We start from the raw sequence: 22,825 nt of genomic DNA on the forward strand, positions 1-22,825 counted from the left end.
TACTTTCTTTAAGCATTTCTCCTCTCCGTCCAAACAATAGCTAAACAATACATTATGAAAAATATAACGTATGTATTCCATAAACTAGGTATCGCTGCTACACCTAAATAAAGAGTTCCTGGTAACATCCACATGCAACAAACGACCATAAAAACCTTTTTCCTTGCCATTGCCGCAATTACTGCTAGAAAAGAAGGAAATAAGAACATAAAAAATACAGTGATATATACTTCCTTATCAAGCTCTTGATCGCTATATGGATTGAAATATAGAAAAACAATTGAAAGGATAAAGGTACTTATAGCAGCTACTATCCCTATATAATTCTTCACCATTCCCCGCCTTCCAATAGCAATGTACTTAATACTTTCCATTCCTGCTATTTATATCTTCCGCTCCATACAGAACTCTCTTTGGGTTCACAACAATTAAAACAACTGCAACTACTAAATAAAAAATCGCGTTATACATGATTAGATCGATTAAGTTTCCGTTTATGATGCCGATAAAAAAATTAAAGAATTGGTGGATAATGATTGGAATGATTAAATTTTGATTTAAGTTATAGAATGCTGTCATGACAATTTTAATGGATATGATAGAAATCATAAAAAATAAAATATATTTAAATAAATCAATTCCTACAAATCCTGTAGTAAACCATATAGGTAGATGCCACGTCCCCCACCAAAATCCTATAATTAGCGAAGCTTTTAATGGTGAATGCCTCTTTTGGAGTTCAATTTGTGCAAAACCTCTCCATCCTATTTCTTCTCCCAATGGCCCCGCAAGAAAGTTTTTAACAAAGAAATAGATTAGCATTCCCCATGAAGAGACAGTAAAAATAGAGTCTACTTCACTATTTTTAGACACGATAAACAAAATCATTAAAAATATGAAAGTTTGAATCATACTCACAATAAGAATTACAGAAACTTTAAGTTTATTCTTGAACTTGTCTTTTACAAATTGTATAAAACTCTGCCCTGGATAGATTTTTTTAAATAGCACAGCAAAAACAAAAGTTGAGGACCAAGACGATATACAAAACATTACATCAAAAACCCATGCTGGGAATCCTAGCATACTTATAGCTCCTACAAGCAAAAAAAGTGGTAGAAAAGTGATATTGGTTAGTACGATAAAACTCGCTACTGGTTTTTTTAGTTTCTTTTCCCTATTCATGCACAATCCCCATTTCAAACTAAGTATTTCGTAAACATAATAGTAGTTATATTTACAGATACTTTCAGCTTAAACCTGGGGGTTACTCACAGGTCAATACATGTCAGCATTATTTTACAGGTGCATAAATTTCTAAAAATATACGCTCAAGTTCCTCTTCATATGTGGTAAGTAATATATTTATATACACTAGCCCCAAAAGTTCATGTCCTTGTTCTATTGCTGCTTTTCTTAAACTGGATTCCACATTATGATCAATACTTTTCCCACCAGTTGCCCATCTTCCATCTTCAATAACTGTATAAATACATTTTGGATGCGATAGAATTTCCCCTTCTAATTCTTTATCAAAGTCTTCTACTTTTCTTACGATTATAAATTTATCTTCTATAATACCTTCTTTATTAAAACTTATAACTCTTCGTAAAGATGTTAAAGTAACTGCTTTCTTTAAACTATCCGTATTCTGTTTCAAAGATTCATATTCATCATACGCAGTAAAATGCTCTATTTCTCCGTTTACTTCTAATGGCTTCATTTCTTTTACTACGTATTTCCCTAAGAATTGCGTTGTTTTTTCGCAATCTTCTTTTACAATTTGAAGCTTTTTTAAAAGAAGTTTTTTATATTCTATCTCCTCTAAAACTTCTTGTTCTTTCTCTTCTAACAATGATTTTATTCCCTCTATACTCTTACTTTTTCTTAATTCCTGAATTTTTTTTATTTCGATATCCATTTCCCTATAGAAATTGACCGTTGTTATATCATATATATCAAAATGATTATATTTTCTATATCCATTCTCAATATTTTGCTTCGGCTTGACCAAATCTTTTTCCTCATAAAACTTCAAAGTATCTCTAGATACATCTAAAAATTTAGCGACTTGTCCAATTGTGTACATTACGTTCTCCTTTATCATTGCTACTTAATTTATTACATTCATACTTCATATTCTTTAAATTATCGAATTTCCCTTCCTATTAATATTCCCCCTTGTTTTCCCACAAAAAAAGACACAGAGATTTCTCCCCATGCCTAATTGTAGCTTTAAAATAAAATTTAATTGAAATAATACCATTAACTTTAATAAATAAAAGAAAAGAGCCTATTATTAAAAAAGGTCAATCAAAATACGATATTTTTGTGATAATTCTAATAATTCTTCCGAAAAAAGTTTAATCGGTTTGTACACCTTATGTAACAGAAGCATTTCGCTTAACAAGATGTTGTTTCTTGCTTTTATTTTTCTACTACTATTAAAAATTAACTACTGAATATTTTTATTGCACTCAAATTGATTTTGAATTCCTGACCTATCAATTTGAATCCAATACTCTGCTATTTTTCCATCTTCTATTCTATACACAGCACTTGCCATTTGAATTATTGGGAGTCCTGTAGGTTGATATCCATCGATTTCTCCTAAGTGTATACCTACTTGTTTCCAACGTACATATACTTTACTTCCTTGTACTAAAAACTCTTGTATTTCTAAAGAAAAATCACCATATACTTCAATCATCTCTCTTACATGTTCAGCATAATCTTCAGGTGTTCTGCAAACTGTTTGTTCTTCTTCAGATACAATTTGATGTGCCAATACTTTTTCTGCCATCAATTGATTTGAATAGTCAGGATTCTTCCCTGAACGTACTTCTTCAAAAAATTTTCTAACAATTTGTTCTGGCGTCATTTGAAAACCCCCTTATTAATAAATCCAATACTAATCATATCACAGTTTATTTTAATCTAACTATTAAAGTAAACTGATCCGCGCGTACAAAAAAACAAGACCTCTTCATGATTAAGATATTTCGGTTCATATCTTCCAGAAAAATCGAAACTTTATTCAAAACATCGTGACTTTATTTTAAATTCACACTAATAATCAGCTACTTCTTCACCGCATGCACATAATGGACCGTCTCAAAAGCTTTTAAATAATCGTTTCGTCCTTCAAAATATAATGTATGAATATCCTCTGGTGATAAGTGCTCATAAATGAGTAAGTCCGATTTCTCTAACAGTGCTTCCATTTCGGTATAAGAAAAACACGATTTCATCGGTTCTCCGCCTATCTCAGCCATCTTTATCATATTTTCAACTCGATTGGATAATCCTTTTTCCGTAAATAAGTTTTCATCCGGATAATCGAAAACGATAGAACTTCCCTCTGGAACTATCTCGAATAAATATTCTATTAAACTGGAAAGTTCCTCTTTCGTTAAATAATACGTAACACCTAATAGGCTAAAGAACGTCTTTTTATTTTCAAATCCTGCATTTACTAATTTTTGCTTCGAGAAATCTTTAGTAAAATCCATTGAAACAAAATGAAGATTGCTTGGAATTTCAAACTCCACTTCTTTCACTCTTTGTATTTTAAACGCTTGCGTAGAAGGATGATCCACTTCAAATATTTCTATTTTATTCTCTAACTCTCGGTGTCTAAAGCTAAATGTGTCTAAGCCGGCACCGAGTATGACGTATTGTTTTGCGCCTAATGCAATTTCATGTAGTAATACTCTTTCACAATATGCCGCGCGTGCCAAAGGTGTTGGTGATAATTGAACTTGTGTAATCCAATTTAATATTTCTTTTGGATTATCTTGAAACTGCTGTGCAATGTCTTTATTGAAAAAATGTATTCCTTGAACCATGTTCTTTTCAATATTATTACGTTCTTTTTGTGAAATAAGATCTTTAGCTACATAATCATCAAAGATTTTAGAACTATCAAATTCACTATGATACGCCCTTCCGAAAGCTGATACTAACGACGTTACACTTGCTTCACCTTTTTTCACGCACATACACTCTCCTTCATTTTCACAACAAAAATAGGGTCCCCCTGGCCAGGAGAACCCTATTATACACTTTATTTTTATATTGGTAAATTATAGAATAAATAAGTTTTTTTGTCAATTTTCCAACCTGCTAACACTCCGACACTTTGTATATTCTCTGGCAGGAAAACCGAAACTATATACGGAACTTTCCGAATTATTTATCCATTCTTTTTTGAGCAGTATTAGTATCTTGAGATACTGGTATGTGTTCGGTAGCTCTAGATAAACCTGTTTTTGGCATATTAACATAGATTGCTTCAGAAGCACCTTTTTCTATTTGATATGTCTCGTGAAAAACACCGACACTCCCATTATCTTTAATCTTATTATTGTATGATTTCCAAGCATATGAATGATTTTTTCCGTGAGCATAGTTTACTAATTCGTCGAATCCCTTCCAGTATTGAATTAGGATTACTTTTCTCCAACTAAATAAGAATTCTGTATGTAAGAAACCCCATTGTGGATTTTGATACAATTCTTTAATCATAGGTCCCATAGCATTAAAAACTGGTATCCACTTCCAAAATTTTAATAGGTTATTAATACGCATACCAATAATAAAAACAACAAATTCTTGATCCTTGCTATTGGCTATATGCCTGCCGTTAAAAATTTTAGCCCCCACTTTAATCCCCCTTTTTTACTGAACATAAATAATGTGCAGCTCCCAAATAAACCATAACACTTTTCCATGAATTTTCCAATTGATTCAACATAGATTATGAAAGGCTGTACTTAACTATAAAGGGTATATGTTTCCTACCCTTTTATTATTAATATTTGTTCTAAACCTCCTTTTCACCAGGAACATTTTCATAATATATTTCAATAACGATAGCATTGCCGCTCCCTTTCTAAACAGAATATTTTTTAGTTCATTTGAGTTAGGACAACATCACACTTTTCACATTAGGGAATTATTGGATAAATAAGTTTTTTGGTGAAATTTTCAGCCCATTACTACTCAGCCACTTTGTATTTTCTTCGGCAGGAAAATTGTCGATTCACACCGAACATTCCAGATTATAACAATACATATGGAGGCTACTATGAAACGATTAGTCATTATTACAGTAGGAAAAACCCACAGTGGTAAAACAACATTTGCTAAAGAACTAGAAAAAAAGTTACCCCACTCTTTCGTTATGGATCAAGATAACCAAGCAGAATTTATTAACACGCATTATGAAAAATTACAGCCAACTGAAGGCCCTAATACATTTAAGCACGCTCTTTCGAAATTCATTGTTGATTATGCAAAAGAACATACAAATTTACACCTTATCATTTGCAACTCAAATAGAAGCCGAAACGGCCGGATTTATTTGCTGAATGAGCTGTTTAAGGAAGAGGAATATGTACGCATACTCGTTCGTTTTGACATTCCAGATGATATTCTTTATGAAAGAGTAGCTCGTAGTAAGCGAAGTATAAATATATTTAGAGGTAACTATTCCAGTTTCAAAGAAGTACTCGTTCGGCAACAGGCTGAATCTCAACATGAAGATGTAGTAGATCCTGTAGAAAATGAGGCTGATTATTTGTTTGTTATTCGCGATAGTAAAGATGTAAAATCTACTATAGAAGAAATTGTTCATCTTGCTGAAGATTTGTCCCCTATCCCAAAATAAGAGACTATAAGAATCACATAATCATAGATTATTATGCAAATACTTCCTCTAGGCGCCGAACATGGTATATAATAATAAAATAATCTACTTCTATATGCTCAATTTTACACAAAACAGCTCATGCATATGAAAGAAAAGAGGTACAAAAATATGAAAACAAAACAAACAATCGCTGCGTCTACACTAGCTTTAGCAATGATTGCGGGATCTACCCCTACTCATGCAGAAGTAAACGAAGCTACTCCCCAGCAAAGTACGGGAGATCGCTTAGCTGAAATTAAGCAACATAGACAAGAGTTAGATGCGAAATTACAGCAGCACAAAGAAAATGTGGATCAAACATTAAATGAACTTAACCAAGTTAAGGAAAATGTTGATACAAAGGTGAATGAACTACATGAACGTAAACAAGTTGCAGATGAAAAAATTGGCGAGATGAAACAACATAAACAAGAGTTAGATGCAAAACTTCAGCAAGACAAACAAATCGCCGAAGATAAAATCGCTGAAATTAAAGAGCATAAAAAGCAAGTAGATGAAAAAGTTGCTGAAATTAAAGAGCATAAGCAAACTGTTGATGAAAAGGTTAATGAGATTAAAGAACATAAACAAACTGTTGATGAAAAAGTGAATGAAATTAAGCAGCATAAAGAAAATATCGATGCAAAGGTTAATGAGCTTAAGGAAGTAAAAAAACAGGTAGATGACAAATTAGCTGAGTTAAAGAAAGCGAAACAAACTGCTGAGGACAAACTTGCTGAAATTAAAGAAAATAAACCGAATACAGGTAACACATTAGAAGAACTTAAGAAAATTAAAGGCAATTTAGATAGTCTTTCATCTAACTTAGAACTAGCTAAACAAGATGTGAAAAACAAATTAGCTGAGTTACAAGAAGCTAGACAAGATTTACTAAATAAAATAAACGAAATGAAACAAGCGAAACAAACTGTTTCAGACGATTTAACAAAGAAAAAACAAGACTTAGATATTAAAATAAACGATTTTAAACATACTGAGAAAAAAATTGATGACAAATTAGCTGAGTTACATACAACAAAGCAAAATGTAGATAACAAAATTAATGAAGTATCACAACCTAAACACACGACATTGAATAATAACACTACAACTACTACTGTTCCAGCGAAAAACAGTGCTAGAGAACTTCCTAACGCTGGTAGTGAGCAATCAAACAATATGGCTTTAGGTATGTTATCTGTATTAGGCGGGGGTTTATTAATAACACGAAATAAAATTAAAACGTTATTCTCAAAATAAAGCTATTATAACTATTTTAAAATAATCATACAAAGGCCAACCGCACATATATGTACGGTTGGCCTTTTTTCTTTATATTAACTGCCCGTCTCTAAGCGTCAATATACGATCACATACATCAAGCATTCTTTCATCATGTGTAATCATAATTGCTGCTTTTTGACTTTCTTTCACTTCACGTTTCATCATTTCCACGACTTCACGTGCGCGTTTTGAGTCTAAGCTTGCAGTTGGTTCATCCGCTAATATTAAATCTGGGTTGTTCATGAAAGCACGAGTGATTGCTACCCTTTGTTTTTCCCCGCCCGATAGTTGATTTGGATAATGAGTTTTTCTTTCAGATAATCCAAATGCTGCTAGCAAGTGATCCGCACGCTTTTCAGATTCTTGTTTGTTTTCTTTTTTTAGCTTTGCAATGTAAAGCAATTGTTCTTTTACATTTAAATATGGAACAAGATTTGCGAACTGGAAAATGAAGCCGATTTTTTTCAAACGAATGTCTGTCATTTCCTTTTCTGATAACTTCGTAATATTTTGCTCACGAATGTAAATATCCCCTTTTGACGGTGATAATAAAGCACCCGCAATTGATAATAACGTACTTTTCCCTGATCCAGAAGGACCGACGATTCCGATAAATTCTCCAGCTTTCACATCAAGCGACATCGGATGAAGGGCTGTTACTTCCGTATTCCCTTCTCCGTACACTTTACTTACTTTGTCTAATTTTAATAATGAAGTCATTACATCCCGCCTCCAATTGCTTCTAATGCATCAACTTTTAACACTTGATATAACGAAATAAGTGTTCCTAAAATACTAATGACGATAAAGATTGCTGCATATTGTGCAATCATTGGTGTTGTTAATAAGAACGGCATACCCGCTGGTAAAATTTGTTCTAATCCTTGTACAAGAACTATACTGATTATCATCGCAACGACTGATAAGAATAACGCCTGCACGACTAAGCTATTTGCTAAATAAGAATTTTTCGTACCGATTGCTTTTAGTACACCTAATTGCTGTGTTTTTTGCAACGTAATTACGTAGAAGAATACACCGATTAGTAACGCAGCGATAACAAGTAAGAATGCAATGATCATCGTTAATGTTCCTTGCTCTTCTTTAAATCCTGGAATACTTTGCAGTACTTCTTTTTTGTCGATAACATGTGCATTTTTAATTTCTTTATCTGTATTAAGCGCAATTGCACTATAATCTTTTTGGTTTGGTTGTGAAATAGCACCCCATACGTCTTCATTTACATAAACGACTGGTGTATGGCTAAACATTTGATCTTTCGTAAATCCAACGATTGTAAATTCTTTCTTTGAAACAGGATCAATAATTGTATCCCCAATATCAATTCCTTTTTCTTTAATTGATTCATCAGCAACCATTTCGTTATTTGCTGTACCTAATTTCTCACCTTTTACAATGTTCGGTTCTAAAAATGAATCACGTTCACTTGAGAAAATAGCAACATCCACTTTTTTCGAACTATCTTTCTTTTCATACGTTGAAACTTTCACACGAAACGGAACGGCCTCTTTCTCGCCTACTTGATTTACTACGTTATCTACATCATCTTTCTTAATTTGTGAACGAAGTAATTTATTTTCCGCATCATCTGCTAAAACGAACTTATTTGCCTCCATATTTTGAATCGATGAAGCATTATCATATGATAGTCCATTTGCTAATCCTGAAATAACAAGGACTAAAAATGATAATAACACCATAATCAGTCCGATTAATCCGTATCTTAATTTTGATTGTTTTAATTCCCGCAGAGCTAAAAACATTTCGCTCGCTCCTTCCTCTTTCTTTCTATGCATTTATCATAAAAAAGAAATATGAACGGAATATGAACAGAAGATTACAGAGCAAAAAAATAAATTTTCTGAAAGTATTGAAAATAAATAGAATCCTTGATACAATTCAGTCAAATAATATTGACCGAGTAATTTAATTCAAGGAGTTGATCATGTTGAAGCCCGTATTAACACTAACTACTTATAGCCAACTAAAAGCATTAAGCGATCCACTACGTGCCGAAATGATGATACGTCTATGCGAACGTCCTTATACTGGACAATTACTATCTGAGAAATTCGGCATTTCAAGGGCGAAAATTCATTATCATTTAAAAGAATTAGAAAAGAATGGGCTTATAGAGATCGTTTATACAGAAGAAAAGAATGGGATTGTTCAAAAGTTTTATCAATCTGTCGCTAAAGGCTTCACCCCTGCCGCAGATCTATTACCTCATTTAGAAATATTAAGCGAATCCGGTCGCCAAATCTTTTTAAAAATGATAGAAAGAACGAAAAGCCAAATTCTCTCTGCACCAGAAGAAGCTTTTACATTACAAAATGCAAGTGAAGATCCAGCTAAGTGGAATTACGTTTCATCCTGCTGGGAATTTGATGCAACGCCAGAACAATTTCAAGTGTGGGTAAAAAAGTTTTATGAATTAATGGCTGAATTAAACGAAATCACAAAAGGTGCAGATAAAGATCCGAATAGTAAACCTTATTATATTTCTACTACTGCACTTCAAATCGCTGAGAGAACAATGCAGCAATTTGTAAAAAAGAAGAAAAATCGTAATGCGATTTTTTTACATAAACGGTCAAATTTATTTTACCGAATAATTTTTTTATAAAGGAGTAGATAAAGTGGACGTATTAAAAAACCAGAATTTCCTCTTACTATTTTTAGGGAGAATTTTTACAAACATAGGAGATAGTTTGTATTATGTAGCAGCGATGTGGCTCGTATATGAGCTGAGTGGTGATCCTTTTTATTCTGGATTGGCTGGTTTCCTTACATTATTACCTTCTGCATTACAATTTCTTACCGGTCCATTCGTTGATAGATGGTCAATCAAAAACACCCTTGTAATCACACAAGTCCTGCAATGCATTCTTATATTAATCATTCCTATTACACACTACTTCGATCTATTAACAGTTCAGCTACTACTCATCATTATGCCCATCGTAGCCTTTATCGAACAATTCGCCTATCCCGCACAATCAAAAGCTTTACCACTTCTACTGCATAAAACACAATTATTAAAGGGAAACTCACTCTTTTCCTTTGCTTATCAAGGCATTGATTTAGTTTGTACAACTCTTTCCGGAATATTAGTAGCATTACTTGGCGCAATCACTTTATATATAATCGACTCTTTCACATTCGCAATTACTGCGATTTTGTTTCTTTCATTAAAAATGCCGACACAAACCGAAACAGGCACATCACTTTCAACAAAGCAATATTTCTCTGATTTAAAAGAAGGCTTTTCAATCGTCTTTCGTTCATTAATGGGCATCTTCTTAATCGGTTCAGTTGTCGCTAATTTTTCAATCGGTATGACGATGGCAATACTCCCTTCTTTCGCCGATTCTTTAGGAGGGGTTAAATTATACGGTTTCTTTTTAGCCGCTATATCCGCCGGTAGTTTAATTGGAGCACTATTCAGTTCATGGGTTGGTAAACATAATATTAGCCATGTCTCCATTATTAGCTTTGCGACTAGCGCTTTCTTTTGGTTTCTCTCTACGTTTGTACCGTTTCAATGGTTATCAATTTTTTTATTCGGCTTAGCTTGGATACCAATTGGTGCGACCAACATATTATTTGCGACAATTAGTCAAACTTTAATTCCAAATCAATATCTTGGACGCATCAATTCAGTCACACGAAGCATGGGTACAATCGCTATGCCGTTCGGCTCTTTAATTGGCGGATACACCGCAAATGTATTTAGTAGCCAACTCATTTTCGCGCTCGCTAGCATCGGAATTTTATTCATTTCTCTCGTATGGCTACTTCATCCGAAATTACGTTCATTGCCGAAAGCTGATGAAATTACAGCGGATACTTTTGGGCTTCGGTTTAAGGAAGAGCGCGGGAAAGGTGCGGCTTTATAGCAGGAACAAATTTAACCCCGTTCTAAATTTGAGACGGGGTTATAATTATAGTTATTTAATTTTGAATGTAAAATACCTCACTAAAAATATAACAATAGCACCAACTAAAACGTTCAATTATCGATTTGATGGCCATGATCCCTGCATTTTTCTTAATTGCATAATTTGGCCTGTATGATAAGCATCATGAAGCATGATGTCTAGTAATTTACCCTCAAGTGAACTTTGCTCAAGCTCTTTTTCGGAAATTGCACTCAATACCTGTCTTAAATTACGTTGGGCATTTTCACAACGTTCAACGACTTTCTTCCATTCCTTATCATCATTAGATTGATTGGTAAGATAAAAGGTTTCATCACCGTCGAGATTATGTATCCATTCACGGCCTTCCAAGTTTGCTGCAAGTCTCTCTTTGTAATAAATGAGATGATTAACGTTCTCCCAAATGGTTTTAGTTGCCTCTCCATATGGTTTCCAGATAGCCTGTTCGGCTGTAAGTCCTTCTATAGCATGTTTAAACGGTGCATACCAACTCTCTTTATCGAATGTGGAATCTAGTACGTTTAATAACAAGTCAATTCGTTTCAAAGTAATCGCCTCCCTAAATAGTTAAAGTTTCAATAAAATCCTTATAACTCTGTAGAGATTCTACATTTTTAAATAAACTTCCTGCTAATCTTATTCCACAAACTGACCCAATTGTGAAATAGAATGACTCGCATTTTTTCAAACAACTTTTTATCACTTTACACGTAAGTGATAATATATTGACCAATTGACAAAAATAAGAAGAGGCTGTTCTAAAAACAGCCTCTTCCTTTCCATCTATTTCGGAAGCTCCACCTGAACAGTAGTCCCTTCCCCTTTCGTGCTATATACCGAAACGTTTCCATTATGAAGTTCAACAATTTTCTGTACAATCGATAACCCTAAACCACTACCTTCTATGTTTCTTGCCCTTGCCGTATCTACTTTGTAAAAACGATCAAATATACGATCCATTTCTTCTTTTTCCATACCGATTCCGTTATCTGATATAGAAATGACAATACCGGATTCTAATTCTTCTACAACAAATTCAATCGTCCCGCCATCGTTTGAAAACTTAATGCTATTCGTAAAAATATTACTCCATACTTGATGTAGTAGGTTTTCATCACCTTCTATAGATATGTCCGGTACATCAAATTCAACAGCTATATCTTTTTCACGCCATTTCCATTCGAGCATAAAAATGACGTCTTTAATTTGCTTCTGCAGATTGAATTCTTTTATCTGTAAAACCTTCTCTTCTTTATCTAAAGAAGCAAGCGTAAGTAACTGTTTACATAAACTAGACATCCGCTTACTTTCACCCTCAATAATTTTCAAGTAACGTTTTCTTTCCTCTTCACTCATATTCTCCGATTGTAATGTTTTCGAAAAACCTTGTATCGAAGAAAGTGGAGATTGGAATTCATGAGAAACGTTAGAAACGAACTCTTGTCTCATTTGGTCTAATTCTTTAATGCTCTTTGTCATCTTTTGAAAATTAGTCGCTAGTGTACCAATTTCATCTTTTCGATTTTCATCTAATTCGATATCATATTCACCACTTGCAATCTTTTGAGTCGCTTTCGTAAATGTTCGAATAGGACGAACAATATACCCTGCTGCGATCGCTATAAAAATGATACTTAATACAACGATGAAACCGAGTAATACCGCTAGAAAAATTCTCATTTCACCAAATTGTTGCTGAATATCAGGGCGAATGAATAAAGCGTACTGTTTATCATCGTGTTTTAGCGGTACACCGACACTATTAATTAATTCATTATCGAAAAATCCTGTAATAAAGAGGCGCGTTGGATATGTGGAAACGCCATTAAACGTCTCACCTTGCAATACTTTATGAACGGTATCATCACTAATTGTTATCTTACGAAACGCATTCCCAATACGCTTTCCATGATTTTCGTCATCTACAATATAAATTTCATACCCTAACTTCGCAATAGACTGTAAGTATGCCTCTTTATTCTCTTCACTTTGCTTTTCGTATAATGATTTTACTTCTTTAGCATACATTAAAATCTTTTCACTATTGTACGGTTTTAACTTCACTTGATAATATACGTTCGTTAATAAAAAACCGATAATACTACTAAGAAGCATAATACCGACTGTCATAAAAACAAATCTAGAATATAGTGATTTCATTTTATTTCAACTCCAACTTATAACCGAGTCCGCGTACTGTCGTAATTTGAAAATCATCTGTTCGTTTTGAAAAACGATCTCGTAGCCTCTTCACATGAACGTCAACTGTTCGTTCATCTCCTTCAAAATCCATTCCCCATACTAATTCAATTAATTCTTCTCTCGAGAATGTTCTTCCAGGATAACTAGCAAGTTGTGATAATAATTCAAATTCCTTTAATGGAAGCAAAATCGTCTGACCGTTACACTTCACTTCAAACCCTTTTCGGTCAATTGTTGTACCGTGCAGCGTAATAATATCAGCACTCAGCATTTGATAACGACGCAATAATGCTTTCATACGGAAAATGACTTCAGCTGGCTCAAACGGTTTTACAATATAATCGTCCGTACCAGAAATGAATCCTTTTTCTTTATCTACTAGCTGATCTTTTGCAGTTAATAAAATAACAGGTATATCATGATACTTCCGGATTTCTTCGCATAACGTATAGCCATCAACAAACGGCATCATAATGTCTACTATCGCAAGATGAATATTTTCTTTCTCTAAAACGCCTTGCGCTACCTTTCCATCTTCCGCTTCAAAAACTTTAAACCCCTCTTTTTGTAAATGGTAATGCAATAACTCTCTAATATGTTTATCATCATCAGCTAATAAAATATGTATCATCTTCATTAAACCCTCTCTTGTTCATCCTTCTACATCCTTACATTAAGAAACAATTGGATTTTTTGCAAGAAAAAGAAAAACAAACTGCTATTAGTTTTTTTGAATAAGAGTTGATACATAATACGCTACAAGCCAACATTTTAAGATAAATAAAAAGAATCTATTTTGAAAAAAATTATTCAAAATAGATTCTTTTATTTTAGTATTAAGATTATTTTAATAAAAACAATTTCTACTCTTACTAAGCTTTAGAAATATCAACAAATCCTTCTCCGAACACATCACGAACATCGTGTATAGCGATGAACGCAACCGGATCCGTAGTTTGAACAATCCGTTTTAGCTTCACTACTTCTTGCTTATTAATAACAATATAAAGAATTTCCTTCGGCGTTTTCGTGTAATAGCCATGACCTGAGTACACGGTAACCCCTCTGCCCATTAAGGTAGTCACCTTCCCGGCAATTTCATTCGGGTTATCAGAAATAATCGTAATAGCCTTTTTCGGATTTAAACCTTCAATTACAAACTCCATCACTTTCGTTGCTACATATAGCATAATAATTGTTATCATCAGTTTTTCTGCACCAATGATGAAATAAGATGAAAACGCAACAATTAAATCGAAGAACAGTAAACCATAGCTAATGCTCCATCCTAAATATTTATGCGTCATCCTTGCTAAGATGGTAGTACCTGCTGTTGTTCCGCCAACGCGAATAATAAGACCAATCCCGCACCCAATAAATATTCCTCCAAAAATGGCATTTACGAGCATTTCATCCGAAGCAATCGTCCAACCTTCTGTCAAATGAAGGAATAGCGAGTTCGTAACTACAGCGATAATCGTATAAATTGTTGTAATCTTATTTAAAAATTTATAACCAGCTATTAACAAAATCGCATTTAAAATTAAGTTAACTAAGCCTGGTGACCATTCAAATAAATAATACGTAATAATCGTGATACCAGTTACTCCACCCTCACCAAACTCGTTCGGGATAACAAACAAATTGACACCTAACGCAAAAAGAAATGCACCAATAATAATAAAAATAATGTCTGTCGTTCTTTTTTTCATACAGTACCTCACTTCTTATGTAAATATTTATTCTGTCATAAACTCTCACCATTATATCGTGGAATATTCAAATCGAACAGTGGTTTATTTTTATTTTAATATAGGATGATAAAACAACTTTATCCTATACCCACATGTAATTTAAAAAGTAAAACAACTGTATTTATTATGTGCTACAAATAAAGTTTTGATTTCACATGCAATTCACGCTAAAAAATGAATAGGAACACTCACTCGCACAAACTTTGAATACAAAGCAAATAGGCGAAGCTATATAATAGACTTCGCATCAAACATTTGACCACAGAGATTTATATTTATACATTCCAGAAATAAATTTACTTATCTTTCTCCATATATTCTTTAATCTTTCGTTCTTCCCACTCTTTTCCGAATATCCCAAATGGAAAAGTTGTCAAACCGTGTATAACGATACCAATCCCCCAACCTGCAAGTGGATATAAAAACCATAATTTACTTGAATCAGAGCTTATATTTATAATAAAAAGCATTAAGTTCACTAGTATATAAACCGTTAAATGAATATAAAACGCTTGTAAATTCTCTACCCTTTTTTTAGCTCGTAAATAAACCTCATCTCGCTCCACCCTTAAACACCTCTTTCCATATTGTTTTTTTCACCTTCGCTCCAGTATTAACATCATATTCTAATCGGAAATTCGTTATTCTCAAAAAAACATAAAACAAAAAAGTACCCATCGAATTATCATACATATGATGATTCGATGGGTACTGCATGATACATTTGTTATTTACAAGCGTCTAATTAAGACCAAATCCAAACATCATCATCATTATTTTCAGCGTTGCTCTTTACCTCATGAACTTTTTCAATGTTGTCCGTTGTGTTCCAGTTAATAGAACTTCCGCCCCATCCTACATACTTCATATCAATTTTTACTTTCTCACCTGTATGAAATACTTGTCCCTTCGTTAAGAAAACATCAATAATATCTTTTTTTCCGTTTAGCGATGGATACTCAACTACGGCATATTTAGTAGAACCGTCTCCCCCATATTCCATCGTTCCTATTTTTGATACTTCCCCAATTACATAATCAGGAGAACCGTCTTCTTTCATGTGCATACCTAATTTATTTGACGTATTTTCAACTGTATTTGCAATCATATATTCCGTAAAATTACGCATCATAGATCCAGTAGCTTTAACCTCATCCCCTACTTTCACATTTGAAAGGGAATCTATATATACACTTACAGGCTCCTCATATTGCTTAGATTTTACGACAATTACACCGTTATCTACTTCTATTACTCGCCCTTCTAACGTCGAGAAATTCGACTCAATAGAAGCGGCACTCGCTTTTGATAGTTCTAATCCTGGTAAATTCGTTCCTGATAATGCTGCGATCCCTAAAGCACCTGCTAAAATTATTTTTTTCATACCCATATGTAACCTCTCCATTCATGATAATCTTATTTTTTGATTGGATACGACCAACCTGTAACTATTATAGTTACAGGTTATAGAAAATAGCAACCATCTTTCTTATGCAATGTTGCATACTGTGATTTTCAAATATAAATCGATTATTCCTATATTCAACACGAGCGCTAAATTCTTGAATACCAGCAGGTAAACGGATTGATAACGAAGAAATTAATGTGATGCATCATATTTTTTCAATGCTACAGTTTGTATAATCGTAGTCCATTACATTATGTAGGAGCGGAGTTAATATGTTAAAGAAACCAAAGAGATTACAGGCAGGAGATATTGTGGCAATAGTAAGTCCTTCATGGGGAGGCGCAGGCGATTCTGAGATAAGATGGCGTTATGAACAAGGAGTAAAGAGATTAGAAGAAGTTTTCGGTCTTACGGTTGTTCCAATGCCGAATAGTTTAAAAGGTAGCGAATTCATTTATAACAACCCAGAGGCTCGTGCGGAAGATTTAATGACAGCATTTAAAGATACGCGCGTGAAAGCAATTATTGCGAATATTGGCGGTGAAGATAGCATCCGCTTACTTCCTTATATAGATTTTAATGTAATACGTGAAAATCCGAAAATTTTTATGGGGTACTCTGACGTTACCGTTTCACACTTGTTTTGTCATAAAGCAGGAGTTTCCTCTTTTTACGGTCCAGCCATTTTAACTGATTTTGCCGAAAATGTAGAGATGGATCCATATACAGTTGAAATGGTAAATCGGACTCTCTTTTCAAATGAGAATATTGGCGAGATTCAACCAGCTCCTGAATGGACGAGTGAGCGTTTAGAATGGATAGAGGTAAATAAAGATACAAGGCGTACGATGCAACAAAACAATGGCTATGAACTACTTCAAGGCTCTACTACCGTACAAGGACGCTTAATTGGTGGCTGTATAGAAGTATTGGAATTTGCAAAAGGAACGGAACTTTGGCCTGAGAAAAAACATTGGGAGAATACCATCATTTTCTTTGAAACTTCTGAAGACCATCCAGAACCAAGCTATATAAAGTATTGGTTACGAAATTACGCAGCGCAAGGCATTCTTCAAAAAGCAAAGGGTATCATCTTTGGTAAACCAAAAGACGAAATGTATTATGAAGAATATAAACATGAAATACTGCAAGTTATGAAAGAACATAACTTAGAAGATTTGCCGATTCTTTATAATTTAAATTTTGGCCATACCGAGCCGAAGTTTATTTTACCTTACGGTGCGATGGCAGAAATTGATTGTGAAAATGGGTCTTTCTCTATTTTAGAGAGTGGCGTGGAATAAAGGAAAACTTTAAATAAGTATAGCAATTTTCCTGATCCTACAGAAAAAATAGCGTGTTTTTTCATTTTAGAGAGTATTTTATTTTGGTTAGCTTGATAGCGAAATGAAAGGACCCCAATAAATAAAATCACTCCTATGAGATATGACTGTGAATTGATACTTTTTAAAAGTATATAATTGGAGGGAGATTACGTTTATGGAAGTAACATTTACAGTAAGTAAATGGGATGAAAAACTAATTGATGATACTAGAAAAGATTTCCCTATTAATATTGCCCATGTTGAATATGATATTGATGGTGAATTAAAAGGAAAAGCTTTTGTTGAATACTTATTATATTATTTAGACTCAAATATAAATGATGGTCACTTGGCTACTGCTAAAATTTCTGGATTTTTACACTTTGAAGGAATTTATAAGGGGCAACAAGGGACATTTACAGCTATAGAGCAAGGAATATTTGATAAAGGAAATCTAGATTCCCCAGGAACAATTATTAAAGCTACTGGTAACTTAAAAAATCTGAGAGGGTCCTATAATTATCAGTTTACAGGTCAAACCAGTAAACTGATTTTAGAGTTTGAATTTTAGCAAAATACCCTATAATTTAGTGGAAAGGACATTTCTTGTAATACTAGGAATGTCCTTTTTTTGTTGACGAGCTTATTCAACTATTCTTCTATTAGTTAAGAAAAGAACAGAGTATATTACATAACGTCTTATTATCAGTATTCAGCAATGTGTAAAATTTTAATTATGGGGGAATTAAAATCTAAGCCCGAGAGACATGGCCCCCACCTATTCATTACTTTTCCTACTTACTAAAGAATAATTCCCGAAAAACTCCCCTTCATAACTTCTTTTTCAAGTTGGTTCCTACATATAAACATCGCAATAATTTTTGTACGATGTTTTTCATCGGGTTCAAACTGTTCAATAGTTACGTCACAACGAATTGTATCACCGCTAAAAATAGGACGTAAAAATTCAAAATCCATCTTGCGAGCTAGTACGTTATAGTCACCGCCAATTTTTGTAGGCAGCGTTGATGTTAACAGCCCTTGTACAACAAATCTCCCCTGCTCATCTGGTGTAACATGATGAACACCTTCATCTTTAGATACTTCTGTAAATAAAACAACATCTTCTTTTGTAAAAGTTCGCTCAAAGGTGATTTTTTCGCCTACTTGTAATTTCATCGATACCCCTCCTCAAAAACACTTTTAACATAAGAAAAACCGAAACTATAATCATTTCGGTTTTTCAATCTAAAGAAGTCTATATTTATTTTAACGAATGAACAAACAACCCACTGCGCAGTTTCGGTTCAAACCACGTTGATTTTGGCGGCATAACTTCCCCTGCGTCTGCGATTGATAATAAAGCTTCCATTGATGTCGGATATAATGAAAACGCTGCTTTATATTCACCGCTATTTACAAGGCGTTCTAATTCTTCTAATCCGCGGATTCCTCCGACAAAATCAATGCGTGAATCAGATCGTGGATCATGTATTTCAAGTACTTGGCTTAATAAATGATCTTGCAGAATAGATACATCTAATCCTTTAACGAGATCATTCGCATCAAACGTTTCCTCTTTCACAGTGAGCTTATACCACTTCTCGTTTACATACATGCCAAATGATTTTGGTTCATTTGGTTTATACGGAGAACCATTTGCTTCTTCTACATAAAAGTACTGCGTAATTTGCTTTAAAAACTGCTCGACTGATAAACCGTTTAAATCTTTCACAACCCGGTTATAGTCCCAAATTGATAATTCATCATGAGGGAATAAAACAGATAGGAAGAAATTGAATTCCTCTTCTCCTGTGTAATTCGGATATTGCTCTCTTCGCATTAGCCCAACTTTTGCCGCTGATGCTGAGCGATGATGTCCATCTGCAATGTAAAGATTGGGAATGTCTTCAAATGCATTTACTAAAGTCGTAATTACTTCTTCATCTGCAATCTTCCACGCAACATGCCTAACACCATCTTCTGCTGTAAATGTAAAGATTGGCGCATGTTCTTCTTTCCAGCTTGCAATGAAACGTTTCACTTCTTCTTTTGTACGATACGTTAAAAAGATTGGCCCCGTATTTGCGTCGCACACATCTACGTGGCGAATACGATCAAGTTCTTTTTCATGACGCGTTCTTTCATGTTTTTTAATTGTATCATCTTCATACTCGTCAATCGATGTACAAACGACAAGGCCTGACTGCGTTCTTCCTTGCATCGTCAGTTCATAAATGTAAAGCGCTGGCTCCTCATCTTGAACGAACACTTCTTCTTGTATAAATTGCTTTAAATTTTCACCCGCTTTTTCATATACGCGATCATCGTACGGTGAAAGTGCCGGGTCTAAATCAATTTCTGCTTTATCAACGTGTAAGAAAGAATATGGATTCCCTTTTACAACTTCTCTTGCCTCTTCACTATTTAATACGTCATACGGTAAAGCTGCTACTTGTGCTGCTTTTCCTTCTACTGGACGAATAGCACGAAACGGTCGGATTTTTGCCAAGTTTCTCTCTCCTTTACACAATCATTCGAACAGCTACAACACCTGTGATTTTACTTATATTTTCCACAATATTCTCTTTCATTATATCATCAATTCCGTTATCAATATCAATCATTGTGTACGCCCAAGAATGTTTACTACGATTAATCATATCCGCAATATTAATATGATGTTCTGCTAAGCATCCTGTAATTTGTCCTACCATGTTCGGAACGTTTTGATGCATAATTGTAATTCGTTTTTTTCCGATGTACGGAAGTTCTACGTTTGGATAGTTTACTGAATTACGAATATTACCTGTCTCTAAATATTCACGTAATTGACGTGCAGCCATTATTGCACAATTTTCTTCAGATTCAGACGTAGATGCACCAAGATGAGGCGTTGCTGTTACATTTTTCATCTTTATCACATTTTCATTCGGGAAATCTGTTACGTAATGTGTAATAATATCTTCTTCTAACGCTTTTTGAAGAGCTGTTTCATCTACAAGTTCTCCTCTTGAGAAATTGAATAGACGCATTCCTTTTTTCATCGTCTCTATAGCGTGTTCACCAATAATCCCCTTCGTTTGGTTCGTAAGAGGAATATGAAGTGTAATATAATCACACGTTGCAAAGATTTCATCTAGGCTAAACGCTCTTTGTACTTGCGTAGAAAGACGCCATGCTGTTTCAACTGATATATACGGGTCGTATCCGACAACGTCCATCCCTAAAGATAACGCATCGTTCGCAACTAAAGCACCGATTGCGCCAAGACCGATAACCCCTAAACGTTTCCCTGCAATTTCTGATCCAACGAATTGCTTTTTCCCTGCTTCAACAAGCTGTGGTACTTCTTCTCCATCCAACTCTTTCGTCCAGCTCACTCCATTTATAATATTACGGGAAGACATAATAAGGCTTGCGATAATAAGTTCCTTCACTGCATTCGCATTAGCCCCTGGCGTATTAAATACTACAATCCCTTTTTCCGTACAACGCTCAACAGGAATATTATTTACACCGGCACCAGCTCTTGCAATCGCCTTTAAATCTTCTGAAAACTCTTCTTCATGTAAAGAATAGCTGCGAAGTAAAATACCATCTGGATAACCTACTTTGTCTCCAATTTCATAGCGATTCCCATCAAAAATTTGCAAACCCTTTTCGGCAATTTGATTTAACGTCTGAACACGAAACATATCCCCATCTCCCTATCTATTTTCAAGCTCAAATTCCTTCATATAGTCTACTAATTCTTGTACACCTTGGGTTGGCATCGCATTGTAAATACTAGCGCGCATACCACCGACTGAACGATGTCCCTTTAGCGTAACGAAACCGCGCTCTTTCGATTTTTGTAAAAACTGATTGTTAAGCTCTTCTGACGGTGTTGTAAACGGAATATTCATAAGTGATCGATACGTAGGGTCAACTGGTGAAGTAAACAATTTAGATTCATCTAAAAAATTGTAAAGAAGTGAAGATTTCATTCTATTTTGTTCTTCAATCGCAGATACCCCGCCTTGTTCTTTCAACCACTCTAGTACAAGTTTTGCTACATAAATACTAAAGGTTGGCGGTGTATTATATAGGGAGTTATTTTTACTGTAAGTTTCATAGTTTAACATCGTAGGACAAGCACTATTTGCACTGCCAACTAAATCTCTTTTTATAATTACAATCGTTAAACCCGCTGGCCCTAAATTCTTTTGCGCACCCGCATATATGAGACCAAACTTCGTAACATCATATTGTTCTGATAAAATATTTGAGGACATATCCGCAACGAGCGGCACTCTTTCTAACTGTGGAATATCCACATATTTTGTCCCCTCAATTGTATTGTTCGTTGTAATATGTACATAATCTAGTTCTTCATCATTTGGTAAATCATCCATTTTAGGAATTGTAGTAAACTTCTCTTTTTCAGAAGAAGCAATCACTTGTACTTCTCCTACTTTTCCGGCTTCTTGCAGCGCCTTTTTAGACCATGAACCTGTCAGTACGTACCCAGCTTTTTTATACGTACTCATTAAATTTAACGGTATCATAGAAAATTGTAATGACGCACCGCCCTGTAAAAATAAAACTTCATACTCATCAGGAATGTTCATTAATTCACGAAGTAAGCTACTTGCTTCATCAATAATACTTTGGAAATAAGAAGATCTATGGCTCATTTCCATAACAGACATGCCTGTCCCGTTATAATTTACAAGCTCCTTTTGCACTTTCTCTAAAACTGGCAAAGGGAGTATAGATGGTCCTGCTGAAAAATTATACACTCTCTCCATCACCCAGATAACCTCCCTATTTCTCATTTTTATTATTTTTTAAACTTTCTGAATTATAACCTATATACAATACACGGTCAATTTGTTTTCCGTTATTACGGTGCAAGACGCAATGGAATCGCTTGCATGTGCACCCTGCTTTTTATAAACATACAAAAAAGTGTTAAGTACATAATCGTACTTAACACTCTAGTAATTAAGTATAATAGCTACTTACTCGTAAAGAACCGATCGAAAATTTGATAAATAGCTGAAAGACCAAAGAGCCAATAAATAGTATCCACAAGCGCCGGCATAGAACCAAACCATTTCTCAACTACATTATAATCTAACGCCACAAACAACCAATTCAAACCGCCAAGAATCACCAAAATTACTGTAAGGTATGACAAAAATTTCATTATG

General features: G+C 34.3%; 25 protein-coding genes. 6 read left to right on the plus strand and 19 right to left on the minus strand.

Annotated features, from left to right (window positions below; translation table 11 throughout):
* Positions 1 to 8: 8 nt before the first annotated feature.
* From JFU23_RS03630 to JFU23_RS03655, 6 genes are all read right to left on the minus strand, one after another.
* Positions 9 to 374 (minus strand): hypothetical protein, encoded by a 366-nt coding sequence (locus JFU23_RS03630; protein WP_201031402.1) that lies wholly within the window; start codon positions 372 to 374, stop codon positions 9 to 11.
* Entirely contained in the window at positions 361 to 1,185 is an 825-nt protein-coding gene (locus JFU23_RS03635) for a CPBP family intramembrane glutamic endopeptidase (protein ID WP_201031403.1), read from the minus strand. The genes JFU23_RS03630 and JFU23_RS03635 overlap by 14 nt, the downstream gene beginning before the upstream one ends.
* A 109-nt stretch (positions 1,186 to 1,294) precedes the next feature.
* On the minus strand, positions 1,295 to 2,089 hold the full coding sequence (locus JFU23_RS03640) for a MerR family transcriptional regulator (protein ID WP_016101058.1): 795 nt from the start codon (positions 2,087 to 2,089) through the stop codon (positions 1,295 to 1,297).
* Between the two features lie 366 nt (positions 2,090 to 2,455).
* Positions 2,456 to 2,881, minus strand: coding sequence for an ester cyclase (locus tag JFU23_RS03645; RefSeq protein ID WP_078185540.1), 426 nt, complete (start codon positions 2,879 to 2,881; stop codon positions 2,456 to 2,458).
* A 199-nt stretch (positions 2,882 to 3,080) separates the two neighbouring features.
* Positions 3,081 to 4,001 carry a class I SAM-dependent methyltransferase gene (locus JFU23_RS03650; protein ID WP_201031404.1) on the minus strand — a complete coding sequence of 307 codons (921 nt, stop codon included), beginning with the start codon at positions 3,999 to 4,001 and terminating at the stop codon, positions 3,081 to 3,083.
* A 190-nt stretch (positions 4,002 to 4,191) separates the two neighbouring features.
* The gene (locus tag JFU23_RS03655) at positions 4,192 to 4,665 is read right to left on the minus strand and encodes a DUF4188 domain-containing protein (RefSeq protein WP_002013729.1); all 474 of its coding nucleotides are present in this window, start codon (positions 4,663 to 4,665) and stop codon (positions 4,192 to 4,194) included.
* Positions 4,666 to 5,089: 424 nt separating this feature from the next.
* Between JFU23_RS03655 and JFU23_RS03660 the strand changes: the two genes are divergently transcribed.
* Together JFU23_RS03660 and JFU23_RS03665 are read left to right on the plus strand one after the other, a co-directional pair.
* Positions 5,090 to 5,671, plus strand: a complete 582-nt coding sequence (locus JFU23_RS03660) for an AAA family ATPase (RefSeq protein ID WP_002190132.1) — start codon at positions 5,090 to 5,092, stop codon at positions 5,669 to 5,671.
* A 150-nt stretch (positions 5,672 to 5,821) separates the two neighbouring features.
* Positions 5,822 to 6,952: an LPXTG cell wall anchor domain-containing protein gene (locus tag JFU23_RS03665; RefSeq protein WP_201031405.1), complete on the plus strand. Its 1,131-nt coding sequence runs from the start codon at positions 5,822 to 5,824 to the stop codon at positions 6,950 to 6,952.
* A 72-nt stretch (positions 6,953 to 7,024) separates the two neighbouring features.
* On the opposite strand, the gene JFU23_RS03670 is transcribed toward JFU23_RS03665, so the two are convergent.
* Positions 7,025 to 7,696, minus strand: coding sequence for an ABC transporter ATP-binding protein (locus JFU23_RS03670; protein WP_002084586.1), 672 nt, complete (start codon positions 7,694 to 7,696; stop codon positions 7,025 to 7,027).
* The gene (locus JFU23_RS03675) at positions 7,696 to 8,760 is read right to left on the minus strand and encodes an ABC transporter permease (protein WP_002190134.1); all 1,065 of its coding nucleotides are present in this window, start codon (positions 8,758 to 8,760) and stop codon (positions 7,696 to 7,698) included. The genes JFU23_RS03670 and JFU23_RS03675 overlap by 1 nt, the downstream gene beginning before the upstream one ends.
* A 185-nt stretch (positions 8,761 to 8,945) precedes the next feature.
* Between JFU23_RS03675 and JFU23_RS03680 the strand changes: the two genes are divergently transcribed.
* Complete coding sequence (locus tag JFU23_RS03680; RefSeq protein WP_201032254.1) at positions 8,946 to 9,623, plus strand: ArsR/SmtB family transcription factor; 678 nt, start codon at positions 8,946 to 8,948, stop codon at positions 9,621 to 9,623.
* Positions 9,624 to 9,636: 13 nt separating this feature from the next.
* Complete coding sequence (locus JFU23_RS03685; protein ID WP_201031406.1) at positions 9,637 to 10,896, plus strand: MFS transporter; 1,260 nt, start codon at positions 9,637 to 9,639, stop codon at positions 10,894 to 10,896.
* A gap of 117 nt (positions 10,897 to 11,013) precedes the next feature.
* On the opposite strand, the gene JFU23_RS03690 is transcribed toward JFU23_RS03685, so the two are convergent.
* From JFU23_RS03690 to JFU23_RS03715, 6 genes are all read right to left on the minus strand, one after another.
* Positions 11,014 to 11,484 carry a DinB family protein gene (locus tag JFU23_RS03690; protein WP_201031407.1) on the minus strand — a complete coding sequence of 157 codons (471 nt, stop codon included), beginning with the start codon at positions 11,482 to 11,484 and terminating at the stop codon, positions 11,014 to 11,016.
* 237 nt (positions 11,485 to 11,721) lie between these two features.
* A complete protein-coding gene (locus JFU23_RS03695; RefSeq protein ID WP_201031408.1) occupies positions 11,722 to 13,098 on the minus strand; it encodes a sensor histidine kinase in 1,377 nt (458 codons plus the stop codon).
* Position 13,099: 1 nt separating this feature from the next.
* Positions 13,100 to 13,777 carry a response regulator transcription factor gene (locus JFU23_RS03700; RefSeq protein ID WP_000781971.1) on the minus strand — a complete coding sequence of 226 codons (678 nt, stop codon included), beginning with the start codon at positions 13,775 to 13,777 and terminating at the stop codon, positions 13,100 to 13,102.
* Positions 13,778 to 14,012: 235 nt separating this feature from the next.
* Complete coding sequence (locus JFU23_RS03705; protein ID WP_201031409.1) at positions 14,013 to 14,852, minus strand: YitT family protein; 840 nt, start codon at positions 14,850 to 14,852, stop codon at positions 14,013 to 14,015.
* Between the two features lie 338 nt (positions 14,853 to 15,190).
* Entirely contained in the window at positions 15,191 to 15,460 is a 270-nt protein-coding gene (locus JFU23_RS03710; RefSeq protein WP_000438998.1) for a 2TM domain-containing protein, read from the minus strand.
* A 179-nt stretch (positions 15,461 to 15,639) separates the two neighbouring features.
* Positions 15,640 to 16,284, minus strand: coding sequence for a hypothetical protein (locus JFU23_RS03715; protein WP_201031410.1), 645 nt, complete (start codon positions 16,282 to 16,284; stop codon positions 15,640 to 15,642).
* Between the two features lie 290 nt (positions 16,285 to 16,574).
* On the opposite strand from JFU23_RS03715, the gene JFU23_RS03720 reads away from it, so the two are divergent.
* Both JFU23_RS03720 and JFU23_RS03725 read left to right on the plus strand, forming a co-directional pair.
* The gene (locus JFU23_RS03720) at positions 16,575 to 17,606 is read left to right on the plus strand and encodes a S66 family peptidase (protein ID WP_201031411.1); all 1,032 of its coding nucleotides are present in this window, start codon (positions 16,575 to 16,577) and stop codon (positions 17,604 to 17,606) included.
* A 196-nt stretch (positions 17,607 to 17,802) separates the two neighbouring features.
* The gene (locus JFU23_RS03725; protein WP_201031412.1) at positions 17,803 to 18,198 is read left to right on the plus strand and encodes a DUF3224 domain-containing protein; all 396 of its coding nucleotides are present in this window, start codon (positions 17,803 to 17,805) and stop codon (positions 18,196 to 18,198) included.
* A 230-nt stretch (positions 18,199 to 18,428) separates the two neighbouring features.
* Here the strand turns inward: JFU23_RS03725 and JFU23_RS03730 are convergent, their stop codons facing one another.
* The 5 genes from JFU23_RS03730 to JFU23_RS03750 all read right to left on the minus strand — a co-directional run bounded on the left by JFU23_RS03730 (position 18,429) and on the right by JFU23_RS03750 (position 22,821).
* Positions 18,429 to 18,806 carry a hotdog family protein gene (locus JFU23_RS03730; RefSeq protein ID WP_201031413.1) on the minus strand — a complete coding sequence of 126 codons (378 nt, stop codon included), beginning with the start codon at positions 18,804 to 18,806 and terminating at the stop codon, positions 18,429 to 18,431.
* A gap of 85 nt (positions 18,807 to 18,891) precedes the next feature.
* Entirely contained in the window at positions 18,892 to 20,139 is a 1,248-nt protein-coding gene (locus JFU23_RS03735; protein WP_016101045.1) for a DUF1015 domain-containing protein, read from the minus strand.
* 13 nt (positions 20,140 to 20,152) lie between these two features.
* Positions 20,153 to 21,325 carry a 3-phosphoglycerate dehydrogenase family protein gene (locus JFU23_RS03740; protein WP_201031414.1) on the minus strand — a complete coding sequence of 391 codons (1,173 nt, stop codon included), beginning with the start codon at positions 21,323 to 21,325 and terminating at the stop codon, positions 20,153 to 20,155.
* A 12-nt stretch (positions 21,326 to 21,337) separates the two neighbouring features.
* Complete coding sequence (gene serC, locus JFU23_RS03745) at positions 21,338 to 22,420, minus strand: 3-phosphoserine/phosphohydroxythreonine transaminase (protein ID WP_201031415.1); 1,083 nt, start codon at positions 22,418 to 22,420, stop codon at positions 21,338 to 21,340.
* Positions 22,421 to 22,629: 209 nt separating this feature from the next.
* Positions 22,630 to 22,821, minus strand: a complete 192-nt coding sequence (locus JFU23_RS03750; RefSeq protein WP_002084566.1) for a DUF378 domain-containing protein — start codon at positions 22,819 to 22,821, stop codon at positions 22,630 to 22,632.
* Positions 22,822 to 22,825 lie beyond the last annotated feature (4 nt).

This window comes from Bacillus sp. TH50 (assembly GCF_016650565.1).
GTDB lineage: Bacteria > Bacillota > Bacilli > Bacillales > Bacillaceae_G > Bacillus_A > Bacillus_A mycoides.

Bases quoted from the DNA above. Each gene is read 5' to 3' on its own strand.
- JFU23_RS03630 (WP_201031402.1), bottom strand. From the start codon at position 374: ATGGAAAGTATTAAGTACATTGCTATTGGAAGGCGGGGAATGGTGAAG.
- JFU23_RS03635 (WP_201031403.1), bottom strand. From the start codon at position 1,185: ATGAATAGGGAAAAGAAACTAAAAAAACCAGTAGCGAGTTTTATCGTA.
- JFU23_RS03640 (WP_016101058.1), bottom strand. From the start codon at position 2,089: ATGTACACAATTGGACAAGTCGCTAAATTTTTAGATGTATCTAGAGAT.
- JFU23_RS03645 (WP_078185540.1), bottom strand. From the start codon at position 2,881: ATGACGCCAGAACAAATTGTTAGAAAATTTTTTGAAGAAGTACGTTCA.
- JFU23_RS03650 (WP_201031404.1), bottom strand. From the start codon at position 4,001: ATGTGCGTGAAAAAAGGTGAAGCAAGTGTAACGTCGTTAGTATCAGCT.
- JFU23_RS03660 (WP_002190132.1), top strand. From the start codon at position 5,090: ATGAAACGATTAGTCATTATTACAGTAGGAAAAACCCACAGTGGTAAA.
- JFU23_RS03665 (WP_201031405.1), top strand. From the start codon at position 5,822: ATGAAAACAAAACAAACAATCGCTGCGTCTACACTAGCTTTAGCAATG.
- JFU23_RS03670 (WP_002084586.1), bottom strand. From the start codon at position 7,696: ATGACTTCATTATTAAAATTAGACAAAGTAAGTAAAGTGTACGGAGAA.
- JFU23_RS03675 (WP_002190134.1), bottom strand. From the start codon at position 8,760: ATGTTTTTAGCTCTGCGGGAATTAAAACAATCAAAATTAAGATACGGA.
- JFU23_RS03695 (WP_201031408.1), bottom strand. From the start codon at position 13,098: ATGAAATCACTATATTCTAGATTTGTTTTTATGACAGTCGGTATTATG.
- JFU23_RS03700 (WP_000781971.1), bottom strand. From the start codon at position 13,777: ATGAAGATGATACATATTTTATTAGCTGATGATGATAAACATATTAGA.
- JFU23_RS03705 (WP_201031409.1), bottom strand. From the start codon at position 14,852: ATGAAAAAAAGAACGACAGACATTATTTTTATTATTATTGGTGCATTT.
- JFU23_RS03715 (WP_201031410.1), bottom strand. From the start codon at position 16,284: ATGGGTATGAAAAAAATAATTTTAGCAGGTGCTTTAGGGATCGCAGCA.
- JFU23_RS03720 (WP_201031411.1), top strand. From the start codon at position 16,575: ATGTTAAAGAAACCAAAGAGATTACAGGCAGGAGATATTGTGGCAATA.
- JFU23_RS03725 (WP_201031412.1), top strand. From the start codon at position 17,803: ATGGAAGTAACATTTACAGTAAGTAAATGGGATGAAAAACTAATTGAT.
- JFU23_RS03730 (WP_201031413.1), bottom strand. From the start codon at position 18,806: ATGAAATTACAAGTAGGCGAAAAAATCACCTTTGAGCGAACTTTTACA.
- JFU23_RS03740 (WP_201031414.1), bottom strand. From the start codon at position 21,325: ATGTTTCGTGTTCAGACGTTAAATCAAATTGCCGAAAAGGGTTTGCAA.
- serC (WP_201031415.1), bottom strand. From the start codon at position 22,420: ATGGAGAGAGTGTATAATTTTTCAGCAGGACCATCTATACTCCCTTTG.
- JFU23_RS03750 (WP_002084566.1), bottom strand. From the start codon at position 22,821: ATGAAATTTTTGTCATACCTTACAGTAATTTTGGTGATTCTTGGCGGT.